At 50.8% G+C, this 24,982-nt stretch carries 28 protein-coding genes; all 28 read right to left on the reverse strand.

What is annotated here, in order from left to right; all coding sequences use genetic code 11:
- Positions 1–15: 15 nt before the first annotated feature.
- Positions 16–912, reverse strand: a complete 897-nt coding sequence (locus KVT34_RS05935) for a MinD/ParA family protein (protein ID WP_217557530.1) — start codon at positions 910–912, stop codon at positions 16–18.
- Positions 905–2,659: a flagellar biosynthesis GTPase FlhF gene (flhF, locus tag KVT34_RS05940; protein WP_217557533.1), complete on the reverse strand. Its 1,755-nt coding sequence runs from the start codon at positions 2,657–2,659 to the stop codon at positions 905–907. Before flhF ends, KVT34_RS05935 begins: the two co-directional genes overlap by 8 nt.
- Positions 2,656–4,689: a flagellar biosynthesis protein FlhA gene (flhA, locus tag KVT34_RS05945; RefSeq protein WP_217557535.1), complete on the reverse strand. Its 2,034-nt coding sequence runs from the start codon at positions 4,687–4,689 to the stop codon at positions 2,656–2,658. The genes flhF and flhA overlap by 4 nt, the downstream gene beginning before the upstream one ends.
- Before the next feature lie 15 nt (positions 4,690–4,704).
- Positions 4,705–5,802, reverse strand: a complete 1,098-nt coding sequence (flhB, locus tag KVT34_RS05950; protein ID WP_217557537.1) for a flagellar biosynthesis protein FlhB — start codon at positions 5,800–5,802, stop codon at positions 4,705–4,707.
- Positions 5,803–5,830: 28 nt separating this feature from the next.
- The gene (gene fliR / locus KVT34_RS05955; protein WP_217557539.1) at positions 5,831–6,628 is read right to left on the reverse strand and encodes a flagellar biosynthetic protein FliR; all 798 of its coding nucleotides are present in this window, start codon (positions 6,626–6,628) and stop codon (positions 5,831–5,833) included.
- A gap of 6 nt (positions 6,629–6,634) precedes the next feature.
- Positions 6,635–6,904: a flagellar biosynthesis protein FliQ gene (gene fliQ, locus KVT34_RS05960; RefSeq protein WP_009676755.1), complete on the reverse strand. Its 270-nt coding sequence runs from the start codon at positions 6,902–6,904 to the stop codon at positions 6,635–6,637.
- Positions 6,905–6,929: 25 nt separating this feature from the next.
- Positions 6,930–7,706, reverse strand: a complete 777-nt coding sequence (gene fliP, locus KVT34_RS05965; protein ID WP_042233007.1) for a flagellar type III secretion system pore protein FliP — start codon at positions 7,704–7,706, stop codon at positions 6,930–6,932.
- Entirely contained in the window at positions 7,693–8,331 is a 639-nt protein-coding gene (gene fliO, locus KVT34_RS05970; protein ID WP_217557541.1) for a flagellar biosynthetic protein FliO, read from the reverse strand. The genes fliP and fliO overlap by 14 nt, the downstream gene beginning before the upstream one ends.
- A gap of 33 nt (positions 8,332–8,364) precedes the next feature.
- Positions 8,365–8,727 carry a response regulator gene (locus tag KVT34_RS05975; protein WP_009676759.1) on the reverse strand — a complete coding sequence of 121 codons (363 nt, stop codon included), beginning with the start codon at positions 8,725–8,727 and terminating at the stop codon, positions 8,365–8,367.
- A 26-nt stretch (positions 8,728–8,753) separates the two neighbouring features.
- A complete protein-coding gene (gene fliY, locus KVT34_RS05980; RefSeq protein ID WP_217557543.1) occupies positions 8,754–10,037 on the reverse strand; it encodes a flagellar motor switch phosphatase FliY in 1,284 nt (427 codons plus the stop codon).
- Entirely contained in the window at positions 10,027–11,025 is a 999-nt protein-coding gene (gene fliM / locus KVT34_RS05985) for a flagellar motor switch protein FliM (protein WP_217557544.1), read from the reverse strand. The genes fliY and fliM overlap by 11 nt, the downstream gene beginning before the upstream one ends.
- Before the next feature lie 41 nt (positions 11,026–11,066).
- On the reverse strand, positions 11,067–11,510 hold the full coding sequence (locus tag KVT34_RS05990; RefSeq protein WP_217557547.1) for a flagellar basal body-associated FliL family protein: 444 nt from the start codon (positions 11,508–11,510) through the stop codon (positions 11,067–11,069).
- Complete coding sequence (locus KVT34_RS05995) at positions 11,510–11,731, reverse strand: flagellar FlbD family protein (protein WP_009676773.1); 222 nt, start codon at positions 11,729–11,731, stop codon at positions 11,510–11,512. The genes KVT34_RS05990 and KVT34_RS05995 overlap by 1 nt, the downstream gene beginning before the upstream one ends.
- 62 nt (positions 11,732–11,793) lie before the next feature.
- On the reverse strand, positions 11,794–12,627 hold the full coding sequence (gene flgG, locus KVT34_RS06000; protein WP_217557549.1) for a flagellar basal body rod protein FlgG: 834 nt from the start codon (positions 12,625–12,627) through the stop codon (positions 11,794–11,796).
- A gap of 120 nt (positions 12,628–12,747) precedes the next feature.
- On the reverse strand, positions 12,748–13,122 hold the full coding sequence (locus KVT34_RS06005) for a TIGR02530 family flagellar biosynthesis protein (protein ID WP_009676749.1): 375 nt from the start codon (positions 13,120–13,122) through the stop codon (positions 12,748–12,750).
- A complete protein-coding gene (locus tag KVT34_RS06010) occupies positions 13,119–13,598 on the reverse strand; it encodes a flagellar hook capping FlgD N-terminal domain-containing protein (protein ID WP_217557551.1) in 480 nt (159 codons plus the stop codon). The genes KVT34_RS06005 and KVT34_RS06010 overlap by 4 nt, the downstream gene beginning before the upstream one ends.
- Before the next feature lie 44 nt (positions 13,599–13,642).
- Positions 13,643–15,037: a flagellar hook-length control protein FliK gene (locus tag KVT34_RS06015; protein ID WP_217557552.1), complete on the reverse strand. Its 1,395-nt coding sequence runs from the start codon at positions 15,035–15,037 to the stop codon at positions 13,643–13,645.
- Between the two features lie 30 nt (positions 15,038–15,067).
- On the reverse strand, positions 15,068–15,970 hold the full coding sequence (locus KVT34_RS06020; RefSeq protein WP_217557554.1) for a MotE family protein: 903 nt from the start codon (positions 15,968–15,970) through the stop codon (positions 15,068–15,070).
- Positions 15,971–15,994: 24 nt separating this feature from the next.
- Positions 15,995–16,441 carry a flagellar export protein FliJ gene (fliJ, locus tag KVT34_RS06025; protein WP_009676776.1) on the reverse strand — a complete coding sequence of 149 codons (447 nt, stop codon included), beginning with the start codon at positions 16,439–16,441 and terminating at the stop codon, positions 15,995–15,997.
- Positions 16,442–16,448: 7 nt separating this feature from the next.
- The gene (gene fliI, locus KVT34_RS06030) at positions 16,449–17,774 is read right to left on the reverse strand and encodes a flagellar protein export ATPase FliI (protein ID WP_217557556.1); all 1,326 of its coding nucleotides are present in this window, start codon (positions 17,772–17,774) and stop codon (positions 16,449–16,451) included.
- Positions 17,771–18,604, reverse strand: a complete 834-nt coding sequence (gene fliH, locus KVT34_RS06035) for a flagellar assembly protein FliH (RefSeq protein ID WP_217557558.1) — start codon at positions 18,602–18,604, stop codon at positions 17,771–17,773. Before fliH ends, fliI begins: the two co-directional genes overlap by 4 nt.
- Positions 18,597–19,616, reverse strand: coding sequence for a flagellar motor switch protein FliG (fliG, locus tag KVT34_RS06040; protein ID WP_042232979.1), 1,020 nt, complete (start codon positions 19,614–19,616; stop codon positions 18,597–18,599). The genes fliH and fliG overlap by 8 nt, the downstream gene beginning before the upstream one ends.
- 12 nt (positions 19,617–19,628) lie before the next feature.
- On the reverse strand, positions 19,629–21,206 hold the full coding sequence (gene fliF, locus KVT34_RS06045) for a flagellar basal-body MS-ring/collar protein FliF (RefSeq protein ID WP_217557560.1): 1,578 nt from the start codon (positions 21,204–21,206) through the stop codon (positions 19,629–19,631).
- A 49-nt stretch (positions 21,207–21,255) separates the two neighbouring features.
- Positions 21,256–21,567 carry a flagellar hook-basal body complex protein FliE gene (gene fliE, locus KVT34_RS06050; RefSeq protein ID WP_009674468.1) on the reverse strand — a complete coding sequence of 104 codons (312 nt, stop codon included), beginning with the start codon at positions 21,565–21,567 and terminating at the stop codon, positions 21,256–21,258.
- A 25-nt stretch (positions 21,568–21,592) separates the two neighbouring features.
- Positions 21,593–22,042 (reverse strand): flagellar basal body rod protein FlgC, encoded by a 450-nt coding sequence (flgC, locus tag KVT34_RS06055; RefSeq protein WP_042232974.1) that lies wholly within the window; start codon positions 22,040–22,042, stop codon positions 21,593–21,595.
- A gap of 3 nt (positions 22,043–22,045) precedes the next feature.
- Entirely contained in the window at positions 22,046–22,459 is a 414-nt protein-coding gene (gene flgB / locus KVT34_RS06060) for a flagellar basal body rod protein FlgB (protein ID WP_217557562.1), read from the reverse strand.
- Positions 22,460–22,679: 220 nt separating this feature from the next.
- Positions 22,680–23,465: a GTP-sensing pleiotropic transcriptional regulator CodY gene (gene codY / locus KVT34_RS06065; RefSeq protein ID WP_217557564.1), complete on the reverse strand. Its 786-nt coding sequence runs from the start codon at positions 23,463–23,465 to the stop codon at positions 22,680–22,682.
- Between the two features lie 63 nt (positions 23,466–23,528).
- Entirely contained in the window at positions 23,529–24,929 is a 1,401-nt protein-coding gene (hslU, locus tag KVT34_RS06070; protein ID WP_042232969.1) for an ATP-dependent protease ATPase subunit HslU, read from the reverse strand.
- Between the last annotated feature and the right edge of the window lie 53 nt (positions 24,930–24,982).

The raw sequence follows: 24,982 nt of genomic DNA on the forward strand, positions 1-24,982 counted from the left end.
CTAGATGTGAATAAATTAGCGGCCGATCAGCCGGCTGAGGAAACCTTTAAACCCGCCGGTTGAATCTGCTTTGGGCTGCTGGCCCAGAAATTGGTCGACAAGGACGTTCATGCTTTTGGCTGCAGGAGAATTCGGATAAGCAATCGTAAAAGGAGTCTGTTCCTTCACGGCCCGGGATACGTGCTGATCGTCTTCCACGAATCCGAGTGTCTGGAGTTCGACGGACAGAAAGCGGCGGGCCACGATGGCGATCTTCTCCGCGGTTTCCTTTGCCTCCCGGCTGTGAGCGGCCCGGTTGACCACGAGTTTGAAGGTTACGTCGGGATCTTCGCTGCGAACCATTTTAATGAGCGCATACGCATCCGTAATGGACGTGGGCTCCGGCGTAGTCACCACGAGCGTTTCCTGGGCAGCGGCTATGAACCGCTGGGTTTCTTTGGAAAGCCCGGCTCCCGTATCGAACAGGATAAAATCGGCCATTCCGCCAAGCTCTTGAATCTGGTCGGTAAAAGAATCCGCTTCGGAGTCCGACAGCCTCACCAGATCGTAGAGCCCCGATCCCCCTGCGATGAACTGCAGGCCTTTAGGTCCTGTCTGTACGAGCTCCCCGATCGTTTTTTCTCCTTTAATTAAATGAAGCAGGTTGGCTTTGGAGGAAATCCCCATGAGCACATCAATGTTGGCAAACCCGATGTCGGCATCGAAAATGAGTGTCTTGTATCCCCGGGCCTGAAGGCAAAGAGCAAAATTCAACGTGAAATTCGATTTGCCTACCCCGCCCTTGCCGCTTGTGACGGTAATAATCCGCGTCTTTCGCTCCGGTTGTCCGGTTAACGCGGATCCCGGGGACGGCGTATCCTTCTCATGCCTCAGCCGGATCAGTTTACGCAGTTCCTGGGCCTGATCACTCATACGAGTAACCCTCCAGCACCGCATCCACAATCCGGTTCTCGTCCGCTACCATGATGTCGTCGGGTACGTTCTGTCCGTCCGTCACGTAGGATAGCCGGATTGGGAATTCGTCCAGCAAATTCAGCATGGCGCCGTAAGAATACGTTTCATCCATCTTGGTAAAAAGAACTTTATCTACTTTAAACTTGGAAAAGTTAGCGGTAATGGCTTTCATGTCGCTGTACTTGGACGTAAGGCTCAGTACCAGAATGGTTTCGCTCGGTCCCTGGTGCCTTATCAGCGTATTGAGTTCGGATACGTACATCTCGTTGCGGAAATTACGCCCGGCCGTATCCATGAAGATGACGTCGGCCTCTCTCAAATTGTGCAGAGCCCTCGTCAGATCGGCCGGAGAAAACACCACTTCCACCGGAACGTCCAAAATATTCGCATACGTGCGAAGCTGCTCGATTGCGGCAATCCGGTAAGTGTCGGAAGTGATCAGCCCGACTTTGCGGCGCTGCTTCAACACCTGATCGGCGGCCAGCTTTGCGATCGTCGTCGTCTTGCCGACACCGGTCGGTCCGACGACATGAACGATCTTGGAGTCCGCCGAGACCGGCTTGCCCTGCGGCGGCGGGAACAGCGCAAGCATCCGCTTGCGGACCGCTTCCGCCGCCTGCCGCGCCCCCGCCTCGTCGGCCGAGGCGGCAAGATCTCTTCTGGCGCTTTCGATCAGCTGCCGGACCAGGTCCGGCTGCACTTCCTGCGCCAGCAGATGCTCCTCCAGCCGCCCCCATACGGGGGGCAGCTGGGGCTGCACGGATGGCCGGGCTAGGCCGGCCATCATGGTCTTGAGATGCTGGAGTTCAGCCAGCATCAGGTCCTCGCGGGCCGCGCTCTGCGCAGCGGCCGCTTCTGCCGCCGCTTCCGCTCGGGAGGCGGCCAGTGCGGCGCGCAGCGCCTCGGCCTGCTCGTCGGCGAAGCCGCCGCTCTGCGGCGCTTCGGCGGCCGGCTCGGCCGGCGGCGGAACGGGCGGCGCCGCTTGGGCCGGCTGGCTCTGCCGCTGTTCGGCGGCGGCCGGCTTTGCCTGCGCGTAAGCGGCTGCGGCAGCCGCCGGAGGGCGCTGCGGAATGACGGGCAGCGCTTCCTCCGCGTCCGGACGGTCGGCGACCGCGGGAGATGGCTGCGGGAACTGCTGGTTCGGGGCCTGACGCTGCTGGTCCGAGCCTGTTTCCCTCGCTCCGCTTACCGACTGTCCGTTGGTCGAAGCCCCGGAAGGCTCCGAACCGGAGTTAACGTCCAAGGTCTCTTCTTTTTTGAGAAAACTTGTCTCTCTTGCAGCCAACTTCTCGGCGCCGCCGGTTCCGTAAGTCGGAACCGCTTCATTTTGCAAGGCGGATTGTCTGAGCAGAAGTTCCGCAAATTCTCTCTGCCTTAGCTCCTGCTCTTTATTGGGCCGGGGCTGATCGGCCGCCTTCTCCGCTTCTTCCTGCCGCGCTTTGGCAACGGCGGTTACCGCTGCGGCAGCCGCCGCTTTAGAGGACGGGCGGGCCTGAGCGCCGCCTTCCGGACCGCTTTTACTTGAACCGGTCTGGCCTTCCTCCAGCGCTGCAATCACTTCGATGCGTTTTTTTCCGAAGAGTCCCAAGAAACCTCCGGTCTTCACTTCTTTCGTACTTAAAATAACGGCATCCTTGCCGAGATCGGTTCGGATTTTATGAAGAGCGTCCGGCATTGAATCGACAATGTAACGTTTCACTCTCACAAGTTGACAACTCCCATGCTCTGAATTTCTACACTCGGTTCAAGCTCGCTGTAAGACAAAACCGGAATGTCCTGCATGGTGCGCTCCAATAGCTGGCGCAAATACATACGGATCGTCGGTGAAGCCAGGATAACCGGCTGGTGACCGGACTGAACCATTTTACTCACCTGTTCACCCAGCTTGTGATAAATCACCTGCGAGGAAGACGGGTCGATAGCCAGATAAGATCCCTGATCCGTCTGCTGAACGGAATCCGCGATTTTTTTCTCCAGCCCCGGTCCTACGGTAATGACGCGGAGCGAATCCTGCGGAGACGAGTACTGCAGCGTGATCTGTCTCGAAAGAGACTGCCTCACATACTCCGTTAAAATATCCGGATCTTTGGAGTAAGGTCCGTAATCCGCCAGCGTTTCCAGGATGGTAACCAGATCGCGTACGGAAATTTTTTCCCGGAGTAGTTTCACAAGTACTTTCTGCACGTCGCCGATGGCCAGAACATTCGGAATCAAGTCGTCCACAAGAGCCGGGTACGCTTCTCTGACATTATCGATGAGCGTCTTGGTTTCTTGACGTCCCAGCAACTCGTGAGCGTGCTTCTTGATGATTTCCGTGAGATGCGTAGCGACTACGGAAGGAGGATCTACCACCGTATATCCGGACAGTTCCGCCCGCTCTTTGGTCATCTCATCGATCCACAGAGCCGGCAGTCCGAACGCAGGTTCGGTTGTTTCGATTCCCGTGACGGATTCGTCTTCGAATCCGGGGCTCATGGCCAGATAGTGATTAAGCAGCAATTCGCCGCCTGCGACCGTATTGCCTTTAATTTTGATGATATACTCGTTAGGCCGAAGCTGAATATTATCGCGAATCCGGATAACCGGAACCACGATGCCGAGTTCCAGCGCACATTGTCTGCGGATCAGAATAATCCGGTCGAGCAAATCTCCTCCCTGCTGGGCATCGGCCAGCGGAATGAGCCCGTAACCGAATTCGAATTCGATCGGATCCACCTGAAGCAGGCTGATCACGCTTTCCGGACTCCGTACCTCTTCGATCTGCTGTTCCTCCACCATTTGTTCTTCCTCGACCTGTTTCCGGTTCAAGTTCTGCTGCATCTTCCGTGCCGCGAAAACGAGAATAACGGAGATTGGAATGGTCGTATACCAATGGATTGGGGTGAAAATACCTAGAAAAGCAATCGTTCCCGCCACGATATACAATAGCTTCGGATAAGCGGTCAATTGACCGACGATATCGTTACTGAACGTTCCTTCCGAAGAGGCGCGCGTTACGATAATGCCGGAAGCGGTTGAAATGAGCAGGGCCGGGATCTGACTGACCAGTCCGTCACCGATGGTAAGAATCGAATACGTATGTCCGGCTTCTCCGAACGACATGCCTTTCATCGAAATCCCGATGATCAATCCGCCGATCAAATTGATCAGCAGGATGATAATTCCGGCAATCGCGTCCCCTTTGACGAATTTACTCGCACCGTCCATGGCTCCGTAGAAGTCGGCTTCGCGCTCTACTTTCCTGCGGCGCTCGCGCGCCTGCTGCTCATTGATCATGCCGGCGTTCAAATCGGCGTCGATACTCATCTGCTTACCGGGCATCGCATCCAGGGTAAAGCGAGCCGCCACTTCGGCTACGCGCTCCGAACCTTTCGTGATCACGATAAACTGCACGATAACCAGAATAAGAAACACGATAAATCCGACTACGATGTTACCCGCCGCCACGAAGTTACCGAACGTCTCGACCACGGCCCCCGCTTCGGCATGAGCCAGAATATTTCTGGCCGTGGAAACGTTAAGAGCCAAGCGGAACAAGGTCGTCACAAGCAGCAGGGCCGGGAAAATGGAAAACTGCAGAGCTTCCTGCGTGTTCATCCCGACCAGAATAATCATCAGCGAGATCGTAATGTTTATGATGAGCAAAAAATCGAGGAGGGCGGTTGGAATCGGCACCACCATCATCAAGATAATCCCGATTACCCCGATCAGTACGACTAAATCTTTTGGTTTCATGTACGGCCCCCCTTTCTACGCGTTCTTCACTTTGCCCTTAATTTTGTATACATAAGCCAGCACTTCGGCTACGGCCTGGAACAGATCGCCCGGAATCGACTCTTCCAGATCGACCTGAGCGTAGAGCGCCCGTGCAAGCGGCTTGTTTTCCATAATCATAATGCCGTGTTCCTTCGCGATTTCACGTATTTTCAAAGCCACGTGATCCGTCCCTTTCGCAACCACCTTAGGAGCCTGCATATTGGCCGAATCATACCGGATGGCAACCGCGAAATGCGTCGGGTTTGTAATAATGACATCCGCCGTCGGAATCTCCTGCATCATTCTTTGCATGGCCATCCGGCGTTGTTTTTCGCGAATCTTCCCTTTAATAAGGGGATCGCCTTCCATTTTCTTATATTCGTCTTTGATGTCCTGCTTGGACATCCGTATGCTTTTCTCGAATTCATACTTCTGGTATAAGTAATCGAACAGGGCAAGCACGACCAGAATTAAAGCGATTTTGAGGCCCAACGTCAGCGTCAGCGACCATATATAATGAAGCGATTTTTCCAGCGGTACATGACTAAGACTGAGAAGCTGCGCTTTCTCGTCCCACAGCGTCGTATAAACAACGATTCCGATCACGCTCATTTTCAGCATGGACTTTAAAAAGTCAACGGCCGAACGCATCGAAAATATTTTTTTGAACCCCTCGATGGGATTCAATTTGCTTAATTTGATTTTGAGCGGGTCGCCTGTAAAAAGTATTCCGATCTGGAGATAGTTTCCCGCCAGCGCAATGACCATTGTCAAGATCAAAATGGGAGCCAGCATAATCAGAAAATGAATTAACAACCGGTAAAATAACATCCGGATATTCGCCATGGTTACATCCATAAGCAAATCGTGCCTCAGCGTACCCGAAAACAGGTCGATCAGACGCTCCTTCATAAATCCACCGATCATGTAAAACGATAGAAACGAAAAAAACAGGATAAAAGCAGCAGGCAGCTCCATACTTTTCGCCACTTGGCCTTTTTTACGGGCGTCCTGCCTCTTTTTCGGTGTCGCCGGTTCCGTCTTCTCTTGCGAGAACAACTGCAGGTCCAGCTTCAAACGGAGCGGTTCCATACGTATCCTTTCCTTTCCCGTACAAGTGCTACGGTGCTTCCAGCGCTTTGCCGGCCACTATATTAAGCAGCTTTTGCATCGCTTCGAACATCCGGTCGAACAATTGGTGAAACAGACCGATCAACTCAGGCATTAAAAGGGCGATCAGGAAAAACCCGACGATAATCTTGAGCGGCACCCCGACTACGAAAATGTTAAACTGGGGAGCGACGCGTGTCAGTAAGCCCAAGCCCAAGTCCGTCAAAAACATCGCTGCGACAACGGGAGCCGCCAACTGCATCGCCAGAGAAAAAACACTCGAGAAGGTTTTCACCAGAAATTCGGTAATCTGTCCCCCGTAGAGCTGGGCAAACAAATTGTTGGACAGCGGTATCCATTCATAGCTGTTCATAATGCCCTGCAGCATAAAATGATGACCGTTGAAGCTCAGCAGCAGCAGCATGGCAAGCATATACTTTAGATTACCCATCAAGGGTACGGTAGTTCCCGACATCGGATCGATGACGTTGGCCATCCCGAGTCCGATCTGCATATCGATAAAGGAACCCGCGATTTGTACGGCCGTAAAAAATAGATAGGCGATAAAACCGAGCAGCAGGCCAACGATTATTTCCCGAATGACCAGCAGCACATACTGCGCGTCCATCGGAACCAACTGGGACGTCCCTTGAGCCGCCGTCACGATCAGAGTCAGAAATAAAGCGAGTCCGATTTTGAACATACTAGGCACATTTCGGGACGAAAACAGCGGTACGACGACAAGGAACGAGGTCATTCGACAAAAAATTAGCATAGCGTTGGGTAAAAGTTGAAACCAAAGCTCCATGGCCGCCTACCCGATATATTGATGAAGATTGTTGAACAGATTGAAGGTAAAGTCGACCAGCGTGTTCAAAATCCAGGGTCCGAAAATCAAGACCGACAGCAGAACCGCCACGATTTTCGGCACGAACGCAAGCGTCTGCTCCTGAATTTGAGTCGTAGCCTGAAAGATACTGATGATAAGACCCACCGCCAGGGCGATCACCAGCATCGGAGCGCTGGCTTTCAGTACCGTATAGACCGCTTCGCCGGCCAGCTTAATGATAAATTGCGAACTCATGTTAGGTGACCTCCAGCTTCCGCGTTCATGTACTGTAACTGAGGAGCAGCGATTTAACGACCAAATACCAACCGTCCACCAGAATAAACAGCAGGATTTTGAACGGCAGCGATATCATAACGGGCGGCAGCATCATCATCCCCATAGCCATCAACGTACTGGCGATAACCATATCGATAACCAGGAAAGGGATAAAAATCATAAATCCCATTTGAAACGCCGTTTTCAGCTCGCTGATGGCATAAGCCGGAACCAGGGCTGTCAGCGGTGTATCCTCGACTCCTTTGGGAGCCTCCGCTTTCGTGTAATCCAGGAAAAGCTTCAAATCTTTAGGCCGGGTATGATTCCACATGAACTGCTTGATGGGAACGGACGCCTTTTGAAGAGCCTGCGTCTGATTCAATTCCCCCTTCATGTAGGGCTGAACGGCCGTATCGTTGATCTGCCCAAGGGTCGGGGCCATGATAAACAGGGTGAGAAACAGGGCCAGTCCGATCAATACCTGATTGGGCGGCATCTGCTGCGTCCCTAGAGACGTGCGCACGAACCCGAGCACAATGACGATTCTCGTAAAGCTGGTCATCAGAATCAGGAACGAAGGCGCCAGACTCAGAACCGTTAACAGCAAAATGACGCTGACCGTGCTTGAGGCTCCGGAAGCCCCGCTTCCCGAATCCACGTTGAAGCTAATGCCGGGAATCGGATTTTGCGGGTCCGGGGCGGCATAAGCCGTATTCCCTGCCCATCCGATGAACATAAGTAAAGCAAGCAGAATAATAAGAGTTCCTTTATTTTTGCTCATTTGACTTCAACCGATCTTGTTCGTTTTCTTCCTGCAGCCATTCTTCTACGCTTTTGTTGCGCTGGGCGACATTCTGCAGCTTGTCCTGAAAGACCTGGTGAAAATTCGGCGAAAGCTCTTCTTCTTCCACCACATTGTTTTCACCCGGCTTCTTGCGTATTTTTTCGAGCCATTTACCGACTGTAATAAATTCCGTTGCCGCCCGGGTTTGTGCCGTGATCTGCTCTTTCAGCCTCGCCGCCTCGTCCGCATCGGCTATTTTTTCGAGAAGCTGGATGTTATCCCCAACTCCTACGATGTATAGCGAATCGCCGATTTCAACGACTTGGATCGACTTGTTTTGGCCGAGCGGCACCCCACCCAGCGACTGCATGGCACGTCCGAAGCGGAATCCGCTTTTTTTCGACAACATCTTCATAATGCCGTAAAAAAGACCGATGATAAGAAGGAGAAAGAAAATCACCTTTCCGATCATTACGATCGAATCGATACTCCCCGTCTCTCCCGAACCGGGCCCTATGTTCTCGCCCGGCTCAGGTGCCCCAAAACAAACGGAAGTCCAGAACGGCAGCTGAACGATCAGTCCTGCCGTTGCCAGAAGCAGCTTTCCTGCCTGTTTTTTCAAGCTTCACATTCCTTTCCTTATTAAAGCTTACGCTTAGCCCATTGTTTTCTTAATAGCTTCGATAACACGGTCCGCTTGGAAAGGTTTCACGATAAAGTCTTTGGCGCCGGCTTGGATCGCATCGATGACCATCGCCTGCTGTCCCATCGCCGAGCACATGATAACCTTGGCATTAGGATCAATCTTTTTGATCTCTTTCAATGCATTGATTCCATCCATTTCCGGCATGGTGATATCCATCGTTACGAGGTCGGGACGCAGCTCTTTGAACTTCTCTACGGCTTGCACGCCGTCGTTTCCTTCGCCGACAACCTCATACCCGTTCTTCGTCAAAATATCGCGAATCATCATTCTCATAAATGCTGCATCGTCTACGATCAAAATTCTGTTCCCCATGATAAAATAATCCTCCCAAAAGATAGTTATTGTATTTTTTGAATGCGATCCCACTGACTGACGATATCGGTGACGCGAACGCCGAAGTTCTCATCAATAACGACAACTTCTCCCTTGGCGATCAGTTTGTTGTTAACCAGAATATCTACCGGTTCGCCGGCCAATTTATCCAGCTCGATGATCGAACCTTGCGAAAGCTCCAGGATATCCTTGATCACTTTCTGCGTTCTTCCTAGCTCGACCGTTACTTTCAAAGGAATATCCAGCAGAAGATTCAGGTTCGTGTCGTCTGCCTGGTTGTATCCTCCCTGCTGAAGATTGGAGAACTGTACCGGTTGTACGTTTACATTCCTGTTCATTCCTCCGTAATTTCCTCCCTGTGGTGCATGATTCATCGGCTGCTGCGCGTATGACTGTTGTGCAGGCGGTTGATTCATAGGCATCGGGTTGCCCCCCATCGAAGGATTCGTGTACGGCGCTTCTGCCGGGTTTGTATAAGGCGGTTCCGGAACCGGCTGCTGATAAGCGTGAGCGTTCGAGTCCGCTTGCACCTGGTTGGTGACAGCAGGCGGAACTTCTTCGCTGACTGCGGCCGCCGCTTCTTCGTAAACCTCTTCGGAACCCCCGCCCATCAGGATGTGTACCATTTCTTTGGAGAAATCGACGGGAAGAAGCTGCATGATGGTCGAATCGATTAGGTCCCCGATTGTCAGTCTAAAGGATATCTTTATAAATACGTCTTCGTTCGGCAGTTTTCCTTCTCCATTCGACAGATTCAAAATATCTATTCCCGGAGGAGAGATATTCACGAACCGGTTGAATATCGTGGACATCGAAGTCGCGGACGAACCCATCATCTGATTCATCGCTTCCTGAACGGCGCTGACGTGAATTTCGGACAGCTCGTCGCCCTCCACATGGCCGTCTCCACCCATCATCAGGTCGGCAATGACTTGAGCGTCGCGAGTCTTGATCACGAGCAGGTTGATGCCGTCAAAGCCGTCTACATAATTGACATGAACGGCAACGTGCGGTTGGGGAAACTCGTTGACCAATTGTACGCGCGGAATGCACGATACTTTAGGTGTCGTAATGTCCACTTTCTTGCCGAGCAGAGTGGATAATGCGGTCGCTGCGCTTCCGAACGTGATGTTGCCGATCTCCCCCAGAGCATCCTGCTCCAGCGAGGATAAGTAATCATCGATATTCGAAGAAAGAGAAGAAGATGGATTATCGTCAGAATGCTCATCAACCGCCTGCTTCAACAGCGCGTCTATTTCCTCCTGCGACAAATAATCTTTACTCGTCATGTACTTCTGCTCCTTCGTTTACAATTTCGCCGATCTGAACGGCCATTTTACTCTTGGTTGTACCTGCGCTGCCAGTAAATTTAAGCTTCTCTCCGACTTTGATGTTCAGAGGCTCGTTTACCGGCTTGTTGAGTGTAATGACATCCCCGGGCTGCAGATTCAGAAACTCGTGAATCGTGATTTGCGATTCTCCCAGCTCCGCGATAATGGGAAGTTTGGCCTGAGTCAGCCTATCCTGCAAAATCTCGACTTCCTCCGGAGCCCGGCTTTTTTTCTGGGATACAAACCAGTGGTGCACCGACAGACGGGGCATAATCGGCTCGATAACGACATGCGGGATACAAAGGTTGATCATCCCGGTCGTGTCGCCGATTTTGGTGCTTAACGAAATCAGGGCAATGGTTTCATTGGGAGAAACGATCTGCATAAATTGCGGATTTGTTTCCAGAGCTTCGAGCCGTGGAGACAGATCAATGATCGTTTTCCATGCTTCCTGAAGGCTCTCAAACGCCCGGCTGAAAATCCGCTCCATGACGATCGTCTCGATCTCGGTCAAAGCCGAGATTTTCTGCGGAGACACGCCGACACCGCCCAGAAGCCTGTCCAGCATCGCGTACGCCACGTTCGGATGAACTTCCAAAACCATTCTTCCCTCTAATGGCTCTGCTTCAAAAATGTTCAAGATCGTCATTTTGGGAATCGAGCGGATAAACTCATCGTAAGGAAGCTGTTCGACCTGAACGACATTAATCTGGACAAACGTTCTTAGTTGTGCCGAGAAATAAGTCGTCAAGTACCGGGCAAAGTTCTCATGAATCCGCGTTAAGCTCCGGATATGATCTTTGGAAAAGCGTACGGCCCGTTTGAAATCATACAATCGAACTTTTCGCTGCGTATCTTCTTTCTTGAGTTCCTCTGCGTCCATTTCACCGGAAGAGAGAGCTGCCAGAAGAGCGTCGATTTCATTCTGTGACATAACATCAACCATAAGAGTCACCCCCTTTGTGCGTATCCGATCTATGTAAAAGGCTACTCAAGTACAATGTCGGTAATATTTATGCGCCTTATTTTTCCTTCATTAAGAAGCGGATTAAGCTTGCTGATCAGCGTGTTGGTCAAGTTATCCTGCCCTTTGCTGCCTGAAATCTGATCGGAATTCATGTCAGAAAGAGTCCGGATGATTGTCCCTTTGATTCGGGAATCAATCAGATTTTCGAAATCCGTTTTTGCTTTTTTGTTTTCCAGCTCAAAAGCCAGACTGATTTTAACGAAGCTGCCCTGACTGGCCAGGTTTGTCGTAATGTCTTTCATAATGACGGTGTTTTCTTTGATCTCTGCCGAAGTCTGCGTCTTTTCCGCACCGGCCTCCGATTTATTGTCCATAACCGTCCATAACACAAATGCAGCCGTCAGAACCAATGTGATGGCGACAAGAATGGAAACCAGCATCAGAAAAAATCGATTTTTAAGCACTACAAGCCCTCCGTATTCGCCGACTTGATCGTTGCTTGAACCGCACCGATCCGTTTCAAGAATTGTTCCACCATCTCTGTGACCACTGCCTCTTGTTCAAGGACCATAATTTTTTTCCCATTAATCAATGTAATCACGGTGTCCGGTGTTTCTTCCATCATTTCAATCATAAGCGCGTTGATCACTAGCGGTTTGCCGTTCATCCGGGTCAAACGTACCATGGTTCCCTCCATAGGTTCCAGGAGGGGGACCAGGCCCCCTTACCTTTTACCTTTGCCTATTATTAGCGTTTCAGGTTAACGATCTCTTGCAAGATTTCATCCGACGTGGTGATAATCCGGGAGTTCGCCTGGAAACCACGCTGGGAAACGATCATCTCGGAAAACTCTTCCGTCAAGTCCACGTTAGACATTTCAAGCTGTCCGGCGATAATGGAGCCTGTGCCTTTAACTGGATCAGCTGCTGTCCATTCAGTCAAATCATCAATAGGATCCATAGAAGCATTCGGTGAATATTCGTACAGGTTGCCGCCCGCTTTCGTAAGACCGCCGGGATTGGAGAACTTAACGACAGCGATACTGTAATCGGATACTACAGGAACCCCGTTAATTACTTGTACTACTTTCCCATCCTGTGAGATAGAAAACTTAGTAGCGTTTTCGTCTAATTGGATCGGCTGACCCTCCGTCGAGAACAGATACAACCCATCAGGATTTACAATAAAATTATCCGCATCTACCGTAAAGTTTCCGGCACGGGTAAAATACGTCGGTGAGTCACCACTCACTTCAGTTGCTCCAACCGCGAAGAATCCGTTCCCGTCAATACGCAAATCGGTAGGAACGTTGGTAGTCATCGCGCTGCCGCCTGTATGAATCGTGTCTATAGCCGCAGTTCCAACACCCAGACCAATCTGTTTGGCGTTGACGCCGCCCTGCGTTCCGGCACCATCCGGTGCCGTCACACCAGCTACCGTCTGGCTCAGAATGTCCTGGAACATGACGCGGCCTTTTTTGAAGCCTACCGTATTTACGTTGGAAATGTTATTGCCGATCACATCGAGCTTCGTCTGAAAACCGCGCATGCCCGAAATACCGGAGTACATGGATCTTAACATTTGTCGTTCCTCCTCTTATGTCGCCCGCCTGGGTGGGCATCTTCCTTTAAAGCCGCTTCTATCGGTCCGCAGCTATCAGGGCCTCCTGTTGGGTCCAGCCCGTTTTGTTGGGTAATGTTCCTATGAAATGATGACTGCACTGTCTATTTGCGTAAAAACCTGATCCTGCAGCTTGGCTCCGTCCAAAGCCGTGATCACCGTCCGGTTCGGGACGTTCACGATAAGGGCCGTTCCACCCAGCACCATCAATGTATCTTTGGCACCTTTGGCGGCCGCTTTGTCGATGGCGTTTTCAAGCTTAGCCAACTGCTCGTTGTCGATTTGAATCCCCCGTTGTTTCAACCGGGTTTCCGCATGATGACTGAACTTGACCAGTTCGCTTTGCAGGAGCTGATCGAATTCGGAGCGTCCGGCAGCCGGTCTGGCTCCGCCGTTTCGCTGAAGAGGTGCCGGAGGAGTGGGATATAGTCTTCCTACCGTTATACGTTCGGTCATGGTGCAGGAACCGCCGGCTTCTGATTCTCAATCTTGAGGACGTCCTCCAGCTTGACCTCTTTTCCACCGACCGTCGCGTACTGCACACCGTCCCGGACGATTATGGATTCGACGACTCCATTCGACATCACCGTTTCTCCGCTGTCCGTTTTGCCCATCCAACTGATGTCCTTCCCGATCAGACTCGAAGTGAATCCGAGCGAAGACCGGAGCAATTTCATTTCGGAAGCCATGTTTGATAACTGCTCGACCGAAGTGAATTGGGCCATTTGCGCCACAAACTCTTTATCCTGCATAGGCTGCATAGGATCCTGATTTTGAAGCTGGGTGATCAGAATTTTAAGAAAGTCATCTTTGCCGAGAATCGAGCCGTCCTTCTTGTCTTTGGCTTTCGAAGCTGCGCTTGCCGTGTTCGTCGTAGAGCCCGTTTTGGTCGTAGAGCCCGTTTTGGTCAAATCTCCCCAAAGTTCTGCCATTGCTGCACCTCCTATCTAAGCTGAGTCTGTCATTTCAGTCTTGATCAAGCCGAGGTTTCGAAGGAATTTCCTAAAGCCGCTTTTCTGGTTTCCTCCAAAATTTTCAGCTCTTCGTTCCATTCCGTAAGCTCTTCCGAATTGCTTTGATTGCTTCCGCCGCCGCGCTGCTGAAGAAACTGCTGCGAAGACTGCTGCTGTCTGGAATCTTGGAACATGGAGGAGGACATGGTGTTTTGGCCGACTTCCATCTTGTCTACCTGAACGCCTTGACTGTGTAGAGATTGTCTCAAATGTGCGAGTTGGCTTTCGAGAAGCTCTTTTCCCAGTGCCGTATCCGCTGTAAACTGGGCAACCAGCTGCCCGTTTTGCATCGTAAGGACCACATCAATGGTTCCCAAATGCTGCGGACGGAGCGAAAGTTTTGCTTCCGAGAAACCGTTCCCCATTTTCAGGCTCATGCGCTTCACCATGAACTGACTTAGTTCTTGAGCGAAGTTTTGAGCTGAAATCGTTGGAGCTGCCGCTTTGGCCGCCTGCTCCGGAAGAGCTGTTTTCATTCCTTCTTGAAGACCTGTCAAACCATTCGCTGTCGGCTCGTTTTCGGATGCCGAGGTAGTGGAGGTCTGTACCGCCTCAACGGTTTCATGAGCCGCTTGTCTTACCGAGTTCCAGACTCCGGTTCTTGCAGCCAACATTTCCAATGAAGCTTTGATGCTTCCTGTCTTTGTGACGGTCATAACCGGCGCCGCGTCGTCAGGGTTGCTGTCAGCTGCACTAGCAGGCAGCGTCATTTCCGTTTCGGCCGCTTTAGCCGCTGCTTTACCGGCTGCATCCGCTTGCTGTTGGTTTACAAGCGACGGCAGCGCCGTTTCTACAAGGTGTTTAAATTCGGCCGACAACTGCTGCAAAAGCGGATGATCCGGCTGCTGCTTAAGCATGGCCGTCAAATCCAAAATCGTCTTCTGAAGTTTCAGCGAAGCGTCGCCGCCGTCAAGCTGAATGACCTGCAATCCGGTTTGCTGCGTCCCGCTTAACAGTTGAAGCAAAGCTGAAGCATCGTTTGCCCACTGCTGCATGGCATCGGACTGGCTCAACTGGCTGAATAGCTCCGGACTGCTCTGAATACTGCTGAGCAAAAGATCCGCCATTCCGTCCGTTCCCGTTTGTCCTTCCATATCGCTCAGAGCTTCCTGGACAGGCGCCGGGAGGAAAGGAATCACTTGAAGCAGACCGGCCAGGATGGAATCGACGGGGCTGGCATTCTCCTCACCCGCTTCCTTCTGAAGCTGGCCGTTCATCACCTGTTGGAAAGTTCCCGCATCGCCCTTGCCGTTTCCCGCTGTTGCGGCTGCTGCCGCAGTCTTTGCCGTTCCCGCTTTAACCGCCGTAGATCCTGCTGAGGGCGCGGACGGAGTCGTACTTGCTACTGGCATTTCCATTGTTTATTTTCACCTCCTTTCATGGATGATTTATGGAACTAGATTCCCGGTAATGGAAGCCGCGGTTTCCTTGCTGATGCCCGCGATTTCGCCCATCAATGCGGCACGCTTGCTCGTGTCCATTTCCCTTAGGATGGTTAATACCTGAGCCGAGTTTTTCCCGTACATATCGGTTAACACTTTCGCGGCTTTGGAAGCATCCATCGATGCGAACGTCTGGCTCAGCTCAGCCGAAGTCATTTTCTTTTGCGCGGAATCCGGCTTTTGCTGGAGAACGAGACGATCCTGGAGTGCCGCGATTTTTTGATCCTGGGAAGTTGTCAGATCCTTGAGTGCGATTGAAGCGTCCGCCGCCTTCTTCGGATCCATTTTTTCAAGCACTTTTACCCGTTCGTCTGTTTTCATCGCATTCAGAACGAGAATCGTTTCCTGCGGACTCAGGTTTTGAATGATTTGAGCGGCCTTACTCGGCATCATCTTCGCATAAACCGAAGCGAGCTCCCGCACTTTCTTGTCGTACTCTTCATCCTGTTTGGCCAGCTCTTTATCTTCCAGCTCCGCCTTTTGCTGCTTGAGGTCCAGAATCGTTTTGTCCTTCTGGGCACTCGTCTGGTCCGCTTTATCCAGCTCTGTTTTAAGCTCCTGCACCTTGCTGTTCAACTGCTCGATTTCCTTGGTTTTCGTCTTTACTGCATCTTCTTCCGTCCCTTTAGCTGCGGGAGTGCTCTGCGCATCCTCTTTCGGCAGGGGAATCATTTCCCCCACGACCGGGATTTTGTTCAGCGTCCGCTGGACAGTTTTCATCACATCGTAATCAAAAACGGATAGAAGAACACCAAGAAGAACGGCCGTAAACACGAACGGGATCAGAAACCAGACCAGAAAACGTTCCAATTTACCGCCCGAGGACGACTCTGTGCCTGCTTCTTCCATGACGCCTCCTCCTTTCGTGCGGGTTTACTGATAGGACAACCGGATATGCCGGTTGGATGCAATTTCGTCCAGCGCCTCTTGTTCCTTTTTCAGAACAAAACCGGTAAACTGCTCCAACGCTTTATCCCGCGCTTTCGTCCAGACTTTCTCATCGACCATTTTGTCGTTCAGGAGGTCCCTGTTGTGGTTCACATGGCGCTGGGCCTTAGAGACGTCGTGACGTTTGCGCGCAATCAGATGCTCGATGTGATCCACATAAGACTGCAGCTGACGAATCTCCAGCATGGAAACCGGACGCATGGAAGTTTCCAACATTTTCTCCTGAGCTTCGTTTTTGAGACGAATCAGCTCCTGAAGAGAGCTTTCTTCGTGATTCAGGTTGCCGATGGCAGTAGAGAGATTCCACTCCGCCTGCGAACGCTCATTATTTTTCAAATTTACGATCTGCTGAAACGCATACTGGAATTTCATATTAGCCTCATCCTAACGAAAAATGATCGATCAAGCGCTGTTGGGCTTCTTCCAACGTCACTTTTTCATTGGTTTTTTGTTTAACAAAATCAAGGATCTCATCCATATACTGAAGTGAAATATCAATTTCTTGATTTGATCCCCTCTGGTACGCCCCCAAATTTATCAAGTCTTCCGAATCCTTATAAACAGAAAGCATTCGTTTGAGATGAGCCGCAGCGTCAAGCTGCTCCTGGGTAACGATTTCTTTCATCACCCGGCTTACGCTGGCAAGAACGTTAATGGCGGGATACTGGCCTTTGTTGGCGATATTCCGGTCCAAGACGATATGACCGTCAAGAATACCACGAACCGCATCCGCGATGGGCTCGTTCATATCGTCACCGTCCACCAGCACCGTATAAAAAGCCGTAATCGAGCCTTTCAATCCGGTTCCGGACCGTTCAAGCAGCTTGGGCAGCAGGGCGAAAACCGAAGGCGTGTAGCCTCTCGTCGCCGGAGGCTCTCCGACCGCCAGACCGACCTCGCGCTGAGCCATCGCAAAGCGGGTTACGGAGTCCATCATGAGCATGACGTTCATCCCGCGGTCCCGAAAATATTCGGCAATGCTCGTTGCGATGAAAGCTCCCTTGATCCGGACCATCGCCGGTTGATCCGACGTAGCGACAATGACGACAGAACGCGCCAAGCCTTCCGGCCCGAGATCTTTCTCGACGAATTCGAGAACCTCACGGCCCCGTTCTCCGATAAGCGCGATCACGTTAACGTCCGCTGACGTGTTTCTCGCGACCATGCCGAGCAGAGTGCTTTTGCCAACCCCGGAACCGGCGAAAATACCGACCCGTTGTCCCTTGCCTACGGTAAGCAGCCCGTCAATTGCCCGGACACCGACGCCAAGCGGCTCTTGAACCCGCGGTCTTGACAAAGGATTGCTGGGGACATTGTTCGTAGAAACATGAGCCATTCTTGACGGTAAGAACGAACCGTCCAAAGGTTGACCGAGACCGTTCAATACTTTACCGAGCAGCTCGTGTCCGACCTGCACCGTCAGCGGCTTACCGGTTCCCACCACATCGCATCCGGGACCGATCGCTTCAAGTTCGCCAAGCGGCATCAGAATGACCTTATTGCCTCTGAATCCGACCACTTCCGCCATCAACGGTTGATTGGATTTATGAGGATAGATGTGGCAGAGCTCGCCGATACTTACATCCGGACCTTCCGATTCAACGGTCAAGCCGATCACTTGCGTCACTTTGCCGTTTACCCGGACAGGATCCAACTGCCTTAGAAACTCTACATATTTGCCTGCATTCGGGCTACCTTGACTCATGATTCATCACCTTCACCGTGAAGGGCAATTCGCTGCAAGGCCAGCTTGATCTCGTGAAGCTGCGTATCGATACGGGCGTCAATGCTTCCGAACGTGGAACGGACTACACAGCCTTCGTCCTGAACACTCGCATCCGGAATAATTTCCAACTCGGCCTGCGAGTCGATTGCCGACAGCAGTTCTTCGCGGGCATCCTGAATGTAAGCGAAGTGGCGGGGTGCTACGCAAAGCGTGATCGTTCCGCTCTCTTTTCGACGAGCCAGTACGCTGCGAATCGTTTCGATCATCCATTCAGGCGATACGGTAAGCTGCTTGGAAATGATCTTCTCCGCAATGGAGCAGCTCAATTCGATGAGAAAAGGTTCCGCTTCCTGAATGACTTGCTGTTTCACCCGGTAAGCCTGTTCGAGAACCTGCCGCGCTTCCGATAGCATCTCATCGTACTGCTGGCTGACATCCTGCCGGGCCTGATCCAAACCTTCTTGATAACCCGTTTCGTAGCCGGTTGTCCGGGCCTGCTCCTGATGCTGCTCATCTTCTTCGCGCCGCTGCGTCCACCAAGCTTCGATCTCGGCTTCCGTCTGTTCTTTCAGTTCGGATGCTTCCTGGATCGCCTGCTGCATATGGGATTGCGCGAAAGATTCAGCGTCCTCGAGAATATGCCGTTTTAAGCTTTCCGCTTCGCTCAGCTGCGCTTCTTCTTCTGGAGTGAACCGCGGTTCATCTTCCGGAAGCTCAGCTTGCGGCGTATAAATCGGTTTGACTGGTACCCGGTAAGCGTTTGTCTCATCCGCAGGAGCATAATGGAAAGGCTTTAGGATGTTAGACAATAATATCGTCTCCTCCACCGCGTGCGATGATGATTTCTCCGGATTCTTCTAGGCGGCGAATTGTGGATACGATCCGGGTTTGCGCTTCTTCCACATCGCGAAGCCGAACCGGGCCCATAAATTCCATTTCTTCTTTGAACGTCTCCGCCATCCGTTTGGACATGTTGCGGAAAATAGCTTCGCGGACTTCCTCGCTCGCCACTTTGAGCGCAAGCTGAAGGTCGGCATTTTCGATATCGCGGACGATGCGCTGAATGGAACGGTTGTCCACATTGACGATGTCTTCGAAAACGAACATCCGCTTCTTGATTTCTTCGGCGAGTTCGGGATCTTGAATTTCGAGCGAATCCAGAATGGTACGCTCCGTACCTCTGTCTACGCCGTTCAAGATTTGAACGATCGAAGAAATACCGCCGGCCGATGTGTAGTCCTGTGTAACGGTGGCCGAGAGTTTCTGTTCGAGCACTCTCTCCACTTGAGAAATCACTTCCGGTGACGTGCTGTCCATCAGAGCGATCCGTTTCGCAACGTCCGCCTGCTTCTCTTGCGGCAGAGAAGACAAAATGATCGAGGCTTGTTCCGCCTGAAGATAAGACAGGACGAGCGCAATCGTTTGCGAATTCTCGTTTTGGATAAAGTTTAAAATCTGTGCAGGATCCGCTTTTCGGGCAAAATCGAATGGCCTTACCTGCAGATTAGCCGTCAGCCGGTTAATAATATCAACGGCTTTGTTGGAACCGAGTGCTTTTTCAAGAATTTCTTTCGCATAGGCAATACCGCCTTGGGAGATGTATTCCTGAGCCCGGCAAATTTGGTGAAACTCCGATAAAATCGATTCTTTTTCTAATGCGTCTACCTTGCGTACATTTGCGATTTCGAGGGTAAGCTGCTCAATTTCATCTTCACGCAAATGCTTGAAAATTTGAGCAGAAACTTCCGGTCCGAGGCTGATAAGCAGAATCGCCGCTTTTTGCCTTCCCGTTAACCCCTGCTGTATTGCTCCTCTTGCCAAACACCCACACCTCTATTCATCCACCAGCCAGGTTCTAAGCAAATTGACAAATTCGTCCGGCTTTTTCTTGGCTAGCGTCTCTAATTGCTTGCGTACTTGATTTTCGTTGGAGACATTCTCGATATCGATCGTAGGATATTCCACTTTTGCCGGTGGAAGGTCAAGCTCATCCTCTTCTTCTCCAGCTTTTTTCTTTCTTCTGATGGCGTACATTCCGAGCGCACCGAGCAGCAGAGCAGCCAAACCGATTCCGCCGTACAGAAGATATTGCTGCCAATTCGTACCCGCAATTCCGGATGGTGTTACGAATGTTTGAGGAACTACTTTCACTTTGTCCTGAATTTGAGCCGGCGTGTATTCCACCTTGTTGTCGGCAAGCGACGCACGAACAATGTTCGCCATCTGCCCTTCGATAAGACCTTTCAATTCCGCTACCGCGGCCTGGTCTTTCCCGGTTGAATCAAATCCGATATTGATGCTGATATCCTTGACGACATAAGGCGTCTGGATAATGTCGTTCGTGATACGGTTAATTTCGTAATTGACCGTTTTGCTGCTTTCTTCGGAGTTGGCATTACCGGATGATGCTCCTCCCGGATAACCAGGCACGTCCGTCTGACCGGTTCCGGCCACTCCCCCCGGATTTCCTCCCGTGCTCGTAGATGTTTTAGAAGATTCCTGGGTAGAAATTTCAAGGCCCTTCTTGTCTTCCACATTAGGAGGCGTCACCAGATTTTCCGTCGTTTTCTTCTGGTCGAAGTTCATCGTCGAGAAAACACTGACAACCACTTTGTCGGGACCGAGCATTTTGTTGAGCAGATTTGTAATATTTCCCTGTACGCTTGTTTCAAACTTCCGTCTGATGTCGAATTGGTTCTGAACCAGACCTGAAGTGCTTTGACTGCCGTTCGTTTCTTTCGAGAAAGCCAGGAACTGACCGTACTGATCGGAAATCGTTATGTTCTGCAGCGGCAAATTTTTGACGCTGTGTGAAACGAGGTTATAAATCGTGTCTACTTGCCCCTGATCCAGCGAATAGCCCTGCTTCACGTTCAGTACAACCGACGCCGTAGCTTCTTGCTTCTGGTTGGCGAGGAATACCGTCTCATCCGGCATCGAGATCAGAACCTTCGATTTATCCACCGCTTCGTTGGAATTGATAAGTTGTTGAAGCTCTCCCTGCACCGCGCTTAAATATTTCACTTTAAACTCGTTGTCCGTCATTCCGAAAGCACTGTCCGAAGCGAACGCGTCGTAACCGATCGAACTTCCTTTGTTCAAGCCTTGCGATTCAATACCCAGCTTGACATTGGCGACTTCGTTCTTCGGCACTTCAATGCTTTTTCCGTCGGAACTGAGGTTATAAGGGATTTTCGCTGTATCCAGGTACCCTTTAATCGCAGCGGCATCCGCCGGTTGAAGATTCGTATATGCCAGTGAATACTCGGTTTTCGCAAGATTGTAGCTAATGATTCCAATAGTCAATAGGAGAACGAACAATGCAGCTACAAAAGTAAGCTTGGTCGTTTTGCTATATTGATTCCAATACTGTTTGGCTTTCTCCCAATATTGGAGCAATCTTTCGTTCACAATGTCACCCCATCCGATTCAATCAATGTCGATCATGGTTCAGCCGCCGTTAGAGCTGCATCCTCATGACTTCCTGATAAGCTTCCACGACTTTATTGCGCACCTGGACGGTGAACTCTAAACCGAGCGATGCTTTTTCGGAAGCAATCATCAATTGATGGACGTCCGATAATTCCCCTTTGGCGAATTGCTGGTTGAGTCCGTCTACCGTATGCTGGTCCGAATTCAACCCGTTCATGGCCTCGCTGAGAAAAGAGGAAAACTGCTTTGTAAATTGGGAGGCACTTGCAGGCTCGCTCCCCACCGGCTGCTTTATTGTCTGCACCGGAGAAAATGCATTTAGATAAGTCGGGTTTACCACACTCATTCTCCTTTTTTATCTTTTATCATCTGCCGATTTCAAGCGCTTTGCTAATCATGCCTTTGCTTGCATTAAGAGCCGTTACGTTTGCTTCATAAGACCTTGTGGCGGAAATCATATCCACCATTTCCTTGGCGACATCGACGTTCGGCATCATGACGTACCCCTGCTGATTGGCGTCCGGGTGCGAAGGATTGTAAACCTGCTTGAACGGAGTCGTATCTCCGGAAATGCTGGATACCCGAACCCCCTGTCCCGTACCGTCCGTCATTGCCGAGTTTAGCATTTGAGCGAACGTTGGCTGGTTTTTCGGTTCCACCGAAACGATTTTGCGCTGGTAAGGTGTCCACTGCCCGTTCACAAATGACGCCCGGGTCGTATCCGCATTCGCGATATTCGAAGAGATGACATCCATTCTTAAACGCTGCGTCGTTAGTGCCGATGCGCTGATGTCAAAGCTATTCGTGATTCTCATCTCTTATCTTCTCCCATCCATCGCAATCTTCAGTTTACGGAATTCGTTATTCATCTCTTGTACCATCGTGTTGTATTTAAGCTGATTTTTGGCCATCAATGACATCTCGTAATCCATGTCGACGTTGTTCAAATTGTTGTTCATCAAACTGTTCGGATCTGATTCAACAACCGCTTGGCCGGGTAAGTGGGTATTAGACGGAATCTGCAAGTGTCTTGAATTCGTGCGTCTGCCTTCCAACACCGGCTGGTTTCCGGTCATTTTCTCTTGAAGCAGTTCCTCGAACAGAACGTCTGACCTTTTAAAATGAGGAGTGTCGGCGTTGGCCACATTGTTGGAAATCACCCGCTGCCGGAGAGCTGATGCATCCAGCGATTTCTCCATCCACTGAAATCCGGCTTGGTTTAGCAAGAACATGGTTACCCCACCTTTTATGTCTTTATGAAACTAAATTCCATAATGAAGTTTTACATTCCTCCTAACTTCGACACAAGGATTATTCAAAGTGTGTACATTATGTAGAATAATGTTGCTAAAATTATCATGAAGAAAAGTCTGGAAATAGACAATGAGAAAAAAGCCCTATCTTTAGGAAGATGGGCCTTCGTTTGGTTCATACATAAGTATGAAATTTTTGTTACATTTTAGACTTAACTTGGTCAATCGCCTGAATCAATTGATCATTTAATATGCGAATGTACGTTCCTTTCATACCAAGAGAACGCGTCTCAATGACACCCGCGCTTTCCAGTTTACGGAGTGCATTTACGATCACGGATCGAGTTATTCCGACACGATCTGCAATCTTGCTTGCAACGAGAAGTCCTTCTTTTCCTTCTAATTCTTCGAAAATATGCTCCACTGCCTCCAGTTCGCTGAACGACAAAGAACCGATGGCCACTTGAACCACTGCCTTGCTTCTTGCCTCCTGCTCAACCTCTTCCGCCCGCATATGGAGGATTTCCATGGCTACGACTGTCGACCCATACTCTGCTAATATATAATCATCATCCGTAAAGGCAGAGTGCGTTCTACATAGGACCAAAGTCCCAAGTCTGTCACCGCCTCCTAAAATCGGCACAATGGTGAAGTAGGTATATTCTCTTAAGTTCTTCATTTCTTCCACAAAAGTCGGAAACATTTCAAGTGCATCCGAATTCGAAGTGGTTTCATCCACCTTTAGAAGAAAATGATTAAATTCCGGCGAGAATCTTTTCTCCTCCGCCACGATTCGATTGATCGCGGAAGTCGGCAGTTCATTCGTCGTCGCGTATCCTAACAGTTTGCCTCGTCTGCTGACCACATACACATTAGAGTGAATGGTGTCCCGCAAAACCTCGGCCATATCCATAAAACTGACAGCACTCACCGCCTCCTTCTGGAGCAGACGGTTAAGCCTTCTCGTTTTGTTCAACAAGGTCATTGGCTTGCCTCCCACAATCTTATACCCAAGAATAGAAAACCGAAGGCAGGTAGGCCTTCCGGTTTACAAAATATATTGGCTCAAATCCCGGTTCTGAACGATATCGCCCAGCTTCTCGCGGACGTATTCAGGCGTGATGACCATTTCCTCCAGATTTAAATCCGGAGCTTCGAACGATAAATCTTCCAGCAGCTTCTCCAAAATGGTGTGCAGCCGCCGCGCACCGATGTTTTCCGTACTCTGATTGACTTCAACCGCAATGCGCGCAATCTCTTCGATCGCGGACTGGCTGAACTCGATTCGGATTCCTTCGGTTTCAAGCAAAGCCGTATACTGCTTGGTTAACGCGTTTTTGGGTTCCTTGAGAATGGAAACAAAATCTTCAAGCGTTAAATTGCTGAGCTCTACCCGGATCGGAAAACGACCCTGAAGCTCCGGTATCAGATCGGAAGGCTTGGAAACATGAAAAGCCCCGGCCGCAATAAACAGAATATAATCCGTCTTGACAGGCCCATACTTCGTCACGACCGTAGAGCCTTCCACGATCGGGAGAATATCGCGCTGGACGCCTTCGCGGGAAACATCCGGTCCGCCGCTTCCACGGCCGTTACCCGCGATTTTATCGATTTCATCCAGAAAGATGATTCCGCTTTGTTCGGCACGCCGGATGGATTCCTGAATAACCTCATCCATATCGATCAGCTTCTGCGCTTCATCCTGGGTAAGCACTTTTCTGGCTTCTTTAACGGGAAGCTTCCGCTTCTTCGTGCGTTTCGGCAGGAGACTGCCGAACATTTCCTGCATGTTCATGCCGGCTTGATCCTGTCCCTGGCCAGCCAGCATATCCAGCATGGAGGGAGAATTATCTTCCACATCGACTTCAACGATGTAATTTTCGAGTTCACCGCGCTTAAGCTGTTCTTTAATCTGCGCGCGCTTCGTTGCCAGCTGAGGATCCTTATCATCCTCTTCCGGTTCCTGGCTGCCCTGCTGATTGCCGAAAATCATCTCCAGCGGGTTGCGCTGAAATTTGGGACGGCTCGCGCTCGGCGCCAGAATAGACACCAGACGCTCGTTGGCAAGCTCTTCCGCCCGTTCCTTCACGCTTTCGGTACGTTCGCTCTTAACCATGCGTATCGACGTTTCAACGAGATCCCGGACCATGGACTCCACATCCCTGCCCACATAGCCGACCTCGGTAAATTTTGTAGCTTCCAGCTTCACAAAGGGGGCTCCGACCAGTTTAGCGAGTCGTCTTGCTATCTCCGTCTTGCCCACACCTGTGGGCCCGATCATCAGGATATTTTTGGGCACAATCTCGTCACGCATGGATTCTTCCAGTCTGCTGCGGCGAAAACGGTTGCGCAGGGCGACGGCTACGGACTTCTTGGCCTGCTTCTGACCGACAATATACCGGTCCAGCTCTTGCACGATTTGTCTGGGTGTAAGGGAGCTTGTGCTCAAAAGGAACCCCTCCTTCATATAGTGCCGGGTAAGACTTGGTTACAAGCTTACCT

Source organism: Paenibacillus sp. GbtcB18, from assembly GCF_019091125.1.
GTDB classification, from domain to species: domain Bacteria; phylum Bacillota; class Bacilli; order Paenibacillales; family NBRC-103111; genus Paenibacillus_F; species Paenibacillus_F chitinolyticus.

Bases quoted from the DNA above. Each gene is read 5' to 3' on its own strand.
- KVT34_RS05935 (WP_217557530.1), bottom strand. From the start codon at position 912: ATGAGTGATCAGGCCCAGGAACTGCGTAAACTGATCCGGCTGAGGCAT.
- flhA (WP_217557535.1), bottom strand. From the start codon at position 4,689: ATGAAACCAAAAGATTTAGTCGTACTGATCGGGGTAATCGGGATTATC.
- flhB (WP_217557537.1), bottom strand. From the start codon at position 5,802: ATGGAACCGCTCCGTTTGAAGCTGGACCTGCAGTTGTTCTCGCAAGAG.
- fliR (WP_217557539.1), bottom strand. From the start codon at position 6,628: ATGGAGCTTTGGTTTCAACTTTTACCCAACGCTATGCTAATTTTTTGT.
- fliQ (WP_009676755.1), bottom strand. From the start codon at position 6,904: ATGAGTTCGCAATTTATCATTAAGCTGGCCGGCGAAGCGGTCTATACG.
- fliP (WP_042233007.1), bottom strand. From the start codon at position 7,706: ATGAGCAAAAATAAAGGAACTCTTATTATTCTGCTTGCTTTACTTATG.
- KVT34_RS05975 (WP_009676759.1), bottom strand. From the start codon at position 8,727: ATGGGGAACAGAATTTTGATCGTAGACGATGCAGCATTTATGAGAATG.
- fliY (WP_217557543.1), bottom strand. From the start codon at position 10,037: ATGACGAGTAAAGATTATTTGTCGCAGGAGGAAATAGACGCGCTGTTG.
- fliM (WP_217557544.1), bottom strand. From the start codon at position 11,025: ATGGTTGATGTTATGTCACAGAATGAAATCGACGCTCTTCTGGCAGCT.
- KVT34_RS05995 (WP_009676773.1), bottom strand. From the start codon at position 11,731: ATGGTACGTTTGACCCGGATGAACGGCAAACCGCTAGTGATCAACGCG.
- flgG (WP_217557549.1), bottom strand. From the start codon at position 12,627: ATGTTAAGATCCATGTACTCCGGTATTTCGGGCATGCGCGGTTTTCAG.
- KVT34_RS06005 (WP_009676749.1), bottom strand. From the start codon at position 13,122: ATGACCGAACGTATAACGGTAGGAAGACTATATCCCACTCCTCCGGCA.
- KVT34_RS06010 (WP_217557551.1), bottom strand. From the start codon at position 13,598: ATGGCAGAACTTTGGGGAGATTTGACCAAAACGGGCTCTACGACCAAA.
- KVT34_RS06015 (WP_217557552.1), bottom strand. From the start codon at position 15,037: ATGGAAATGCCAGTAGCAAGTACGACTCCGTCCGCGCCCTCAGCAGGA.
- KVT34_RS06020 (WP_217557554.1), bottom strand. From the start codon at position 15,970: ATGGAAGAAGCAGGCACAGAGTCGTCCTCGGGCGGTAAATTGGAACGT.
- fliJ (WP_009676776.1), bottom strand. From the start codon at position 16,441: ATGAAATTCCAGTATGCGTTTCAGCAGATCGTAAATTTGAAAAATAAT.
- fliI (WP_217557556.1), bottom strand. From the start codon at position 17,774: ATGAGTCAAGGTAGCCCGAATGCAGGCAAATATGTAGAGTTTCTAAGG.
- flgC (WP_042232974.1), bottom strand. From the start codon at position 22,042: ATGAGAATCACGAATAGCTTTGACATCAGCGCATCGGCACTAACGACG.
- flgB (WP_217557562.1), bottom strand. From the start codon at position 22,459: ATGTTCTTGCTAAACCAAGCCGGATTTCAGTGGATGGAGAAATCGCTG.
- codY (WP_217557564.1), bottom strand. From the start codon at position 23,465: ATGACCTTGTTGAACAAAACGAGAAGGCTTAACCGTCTGCTCCAGAAG.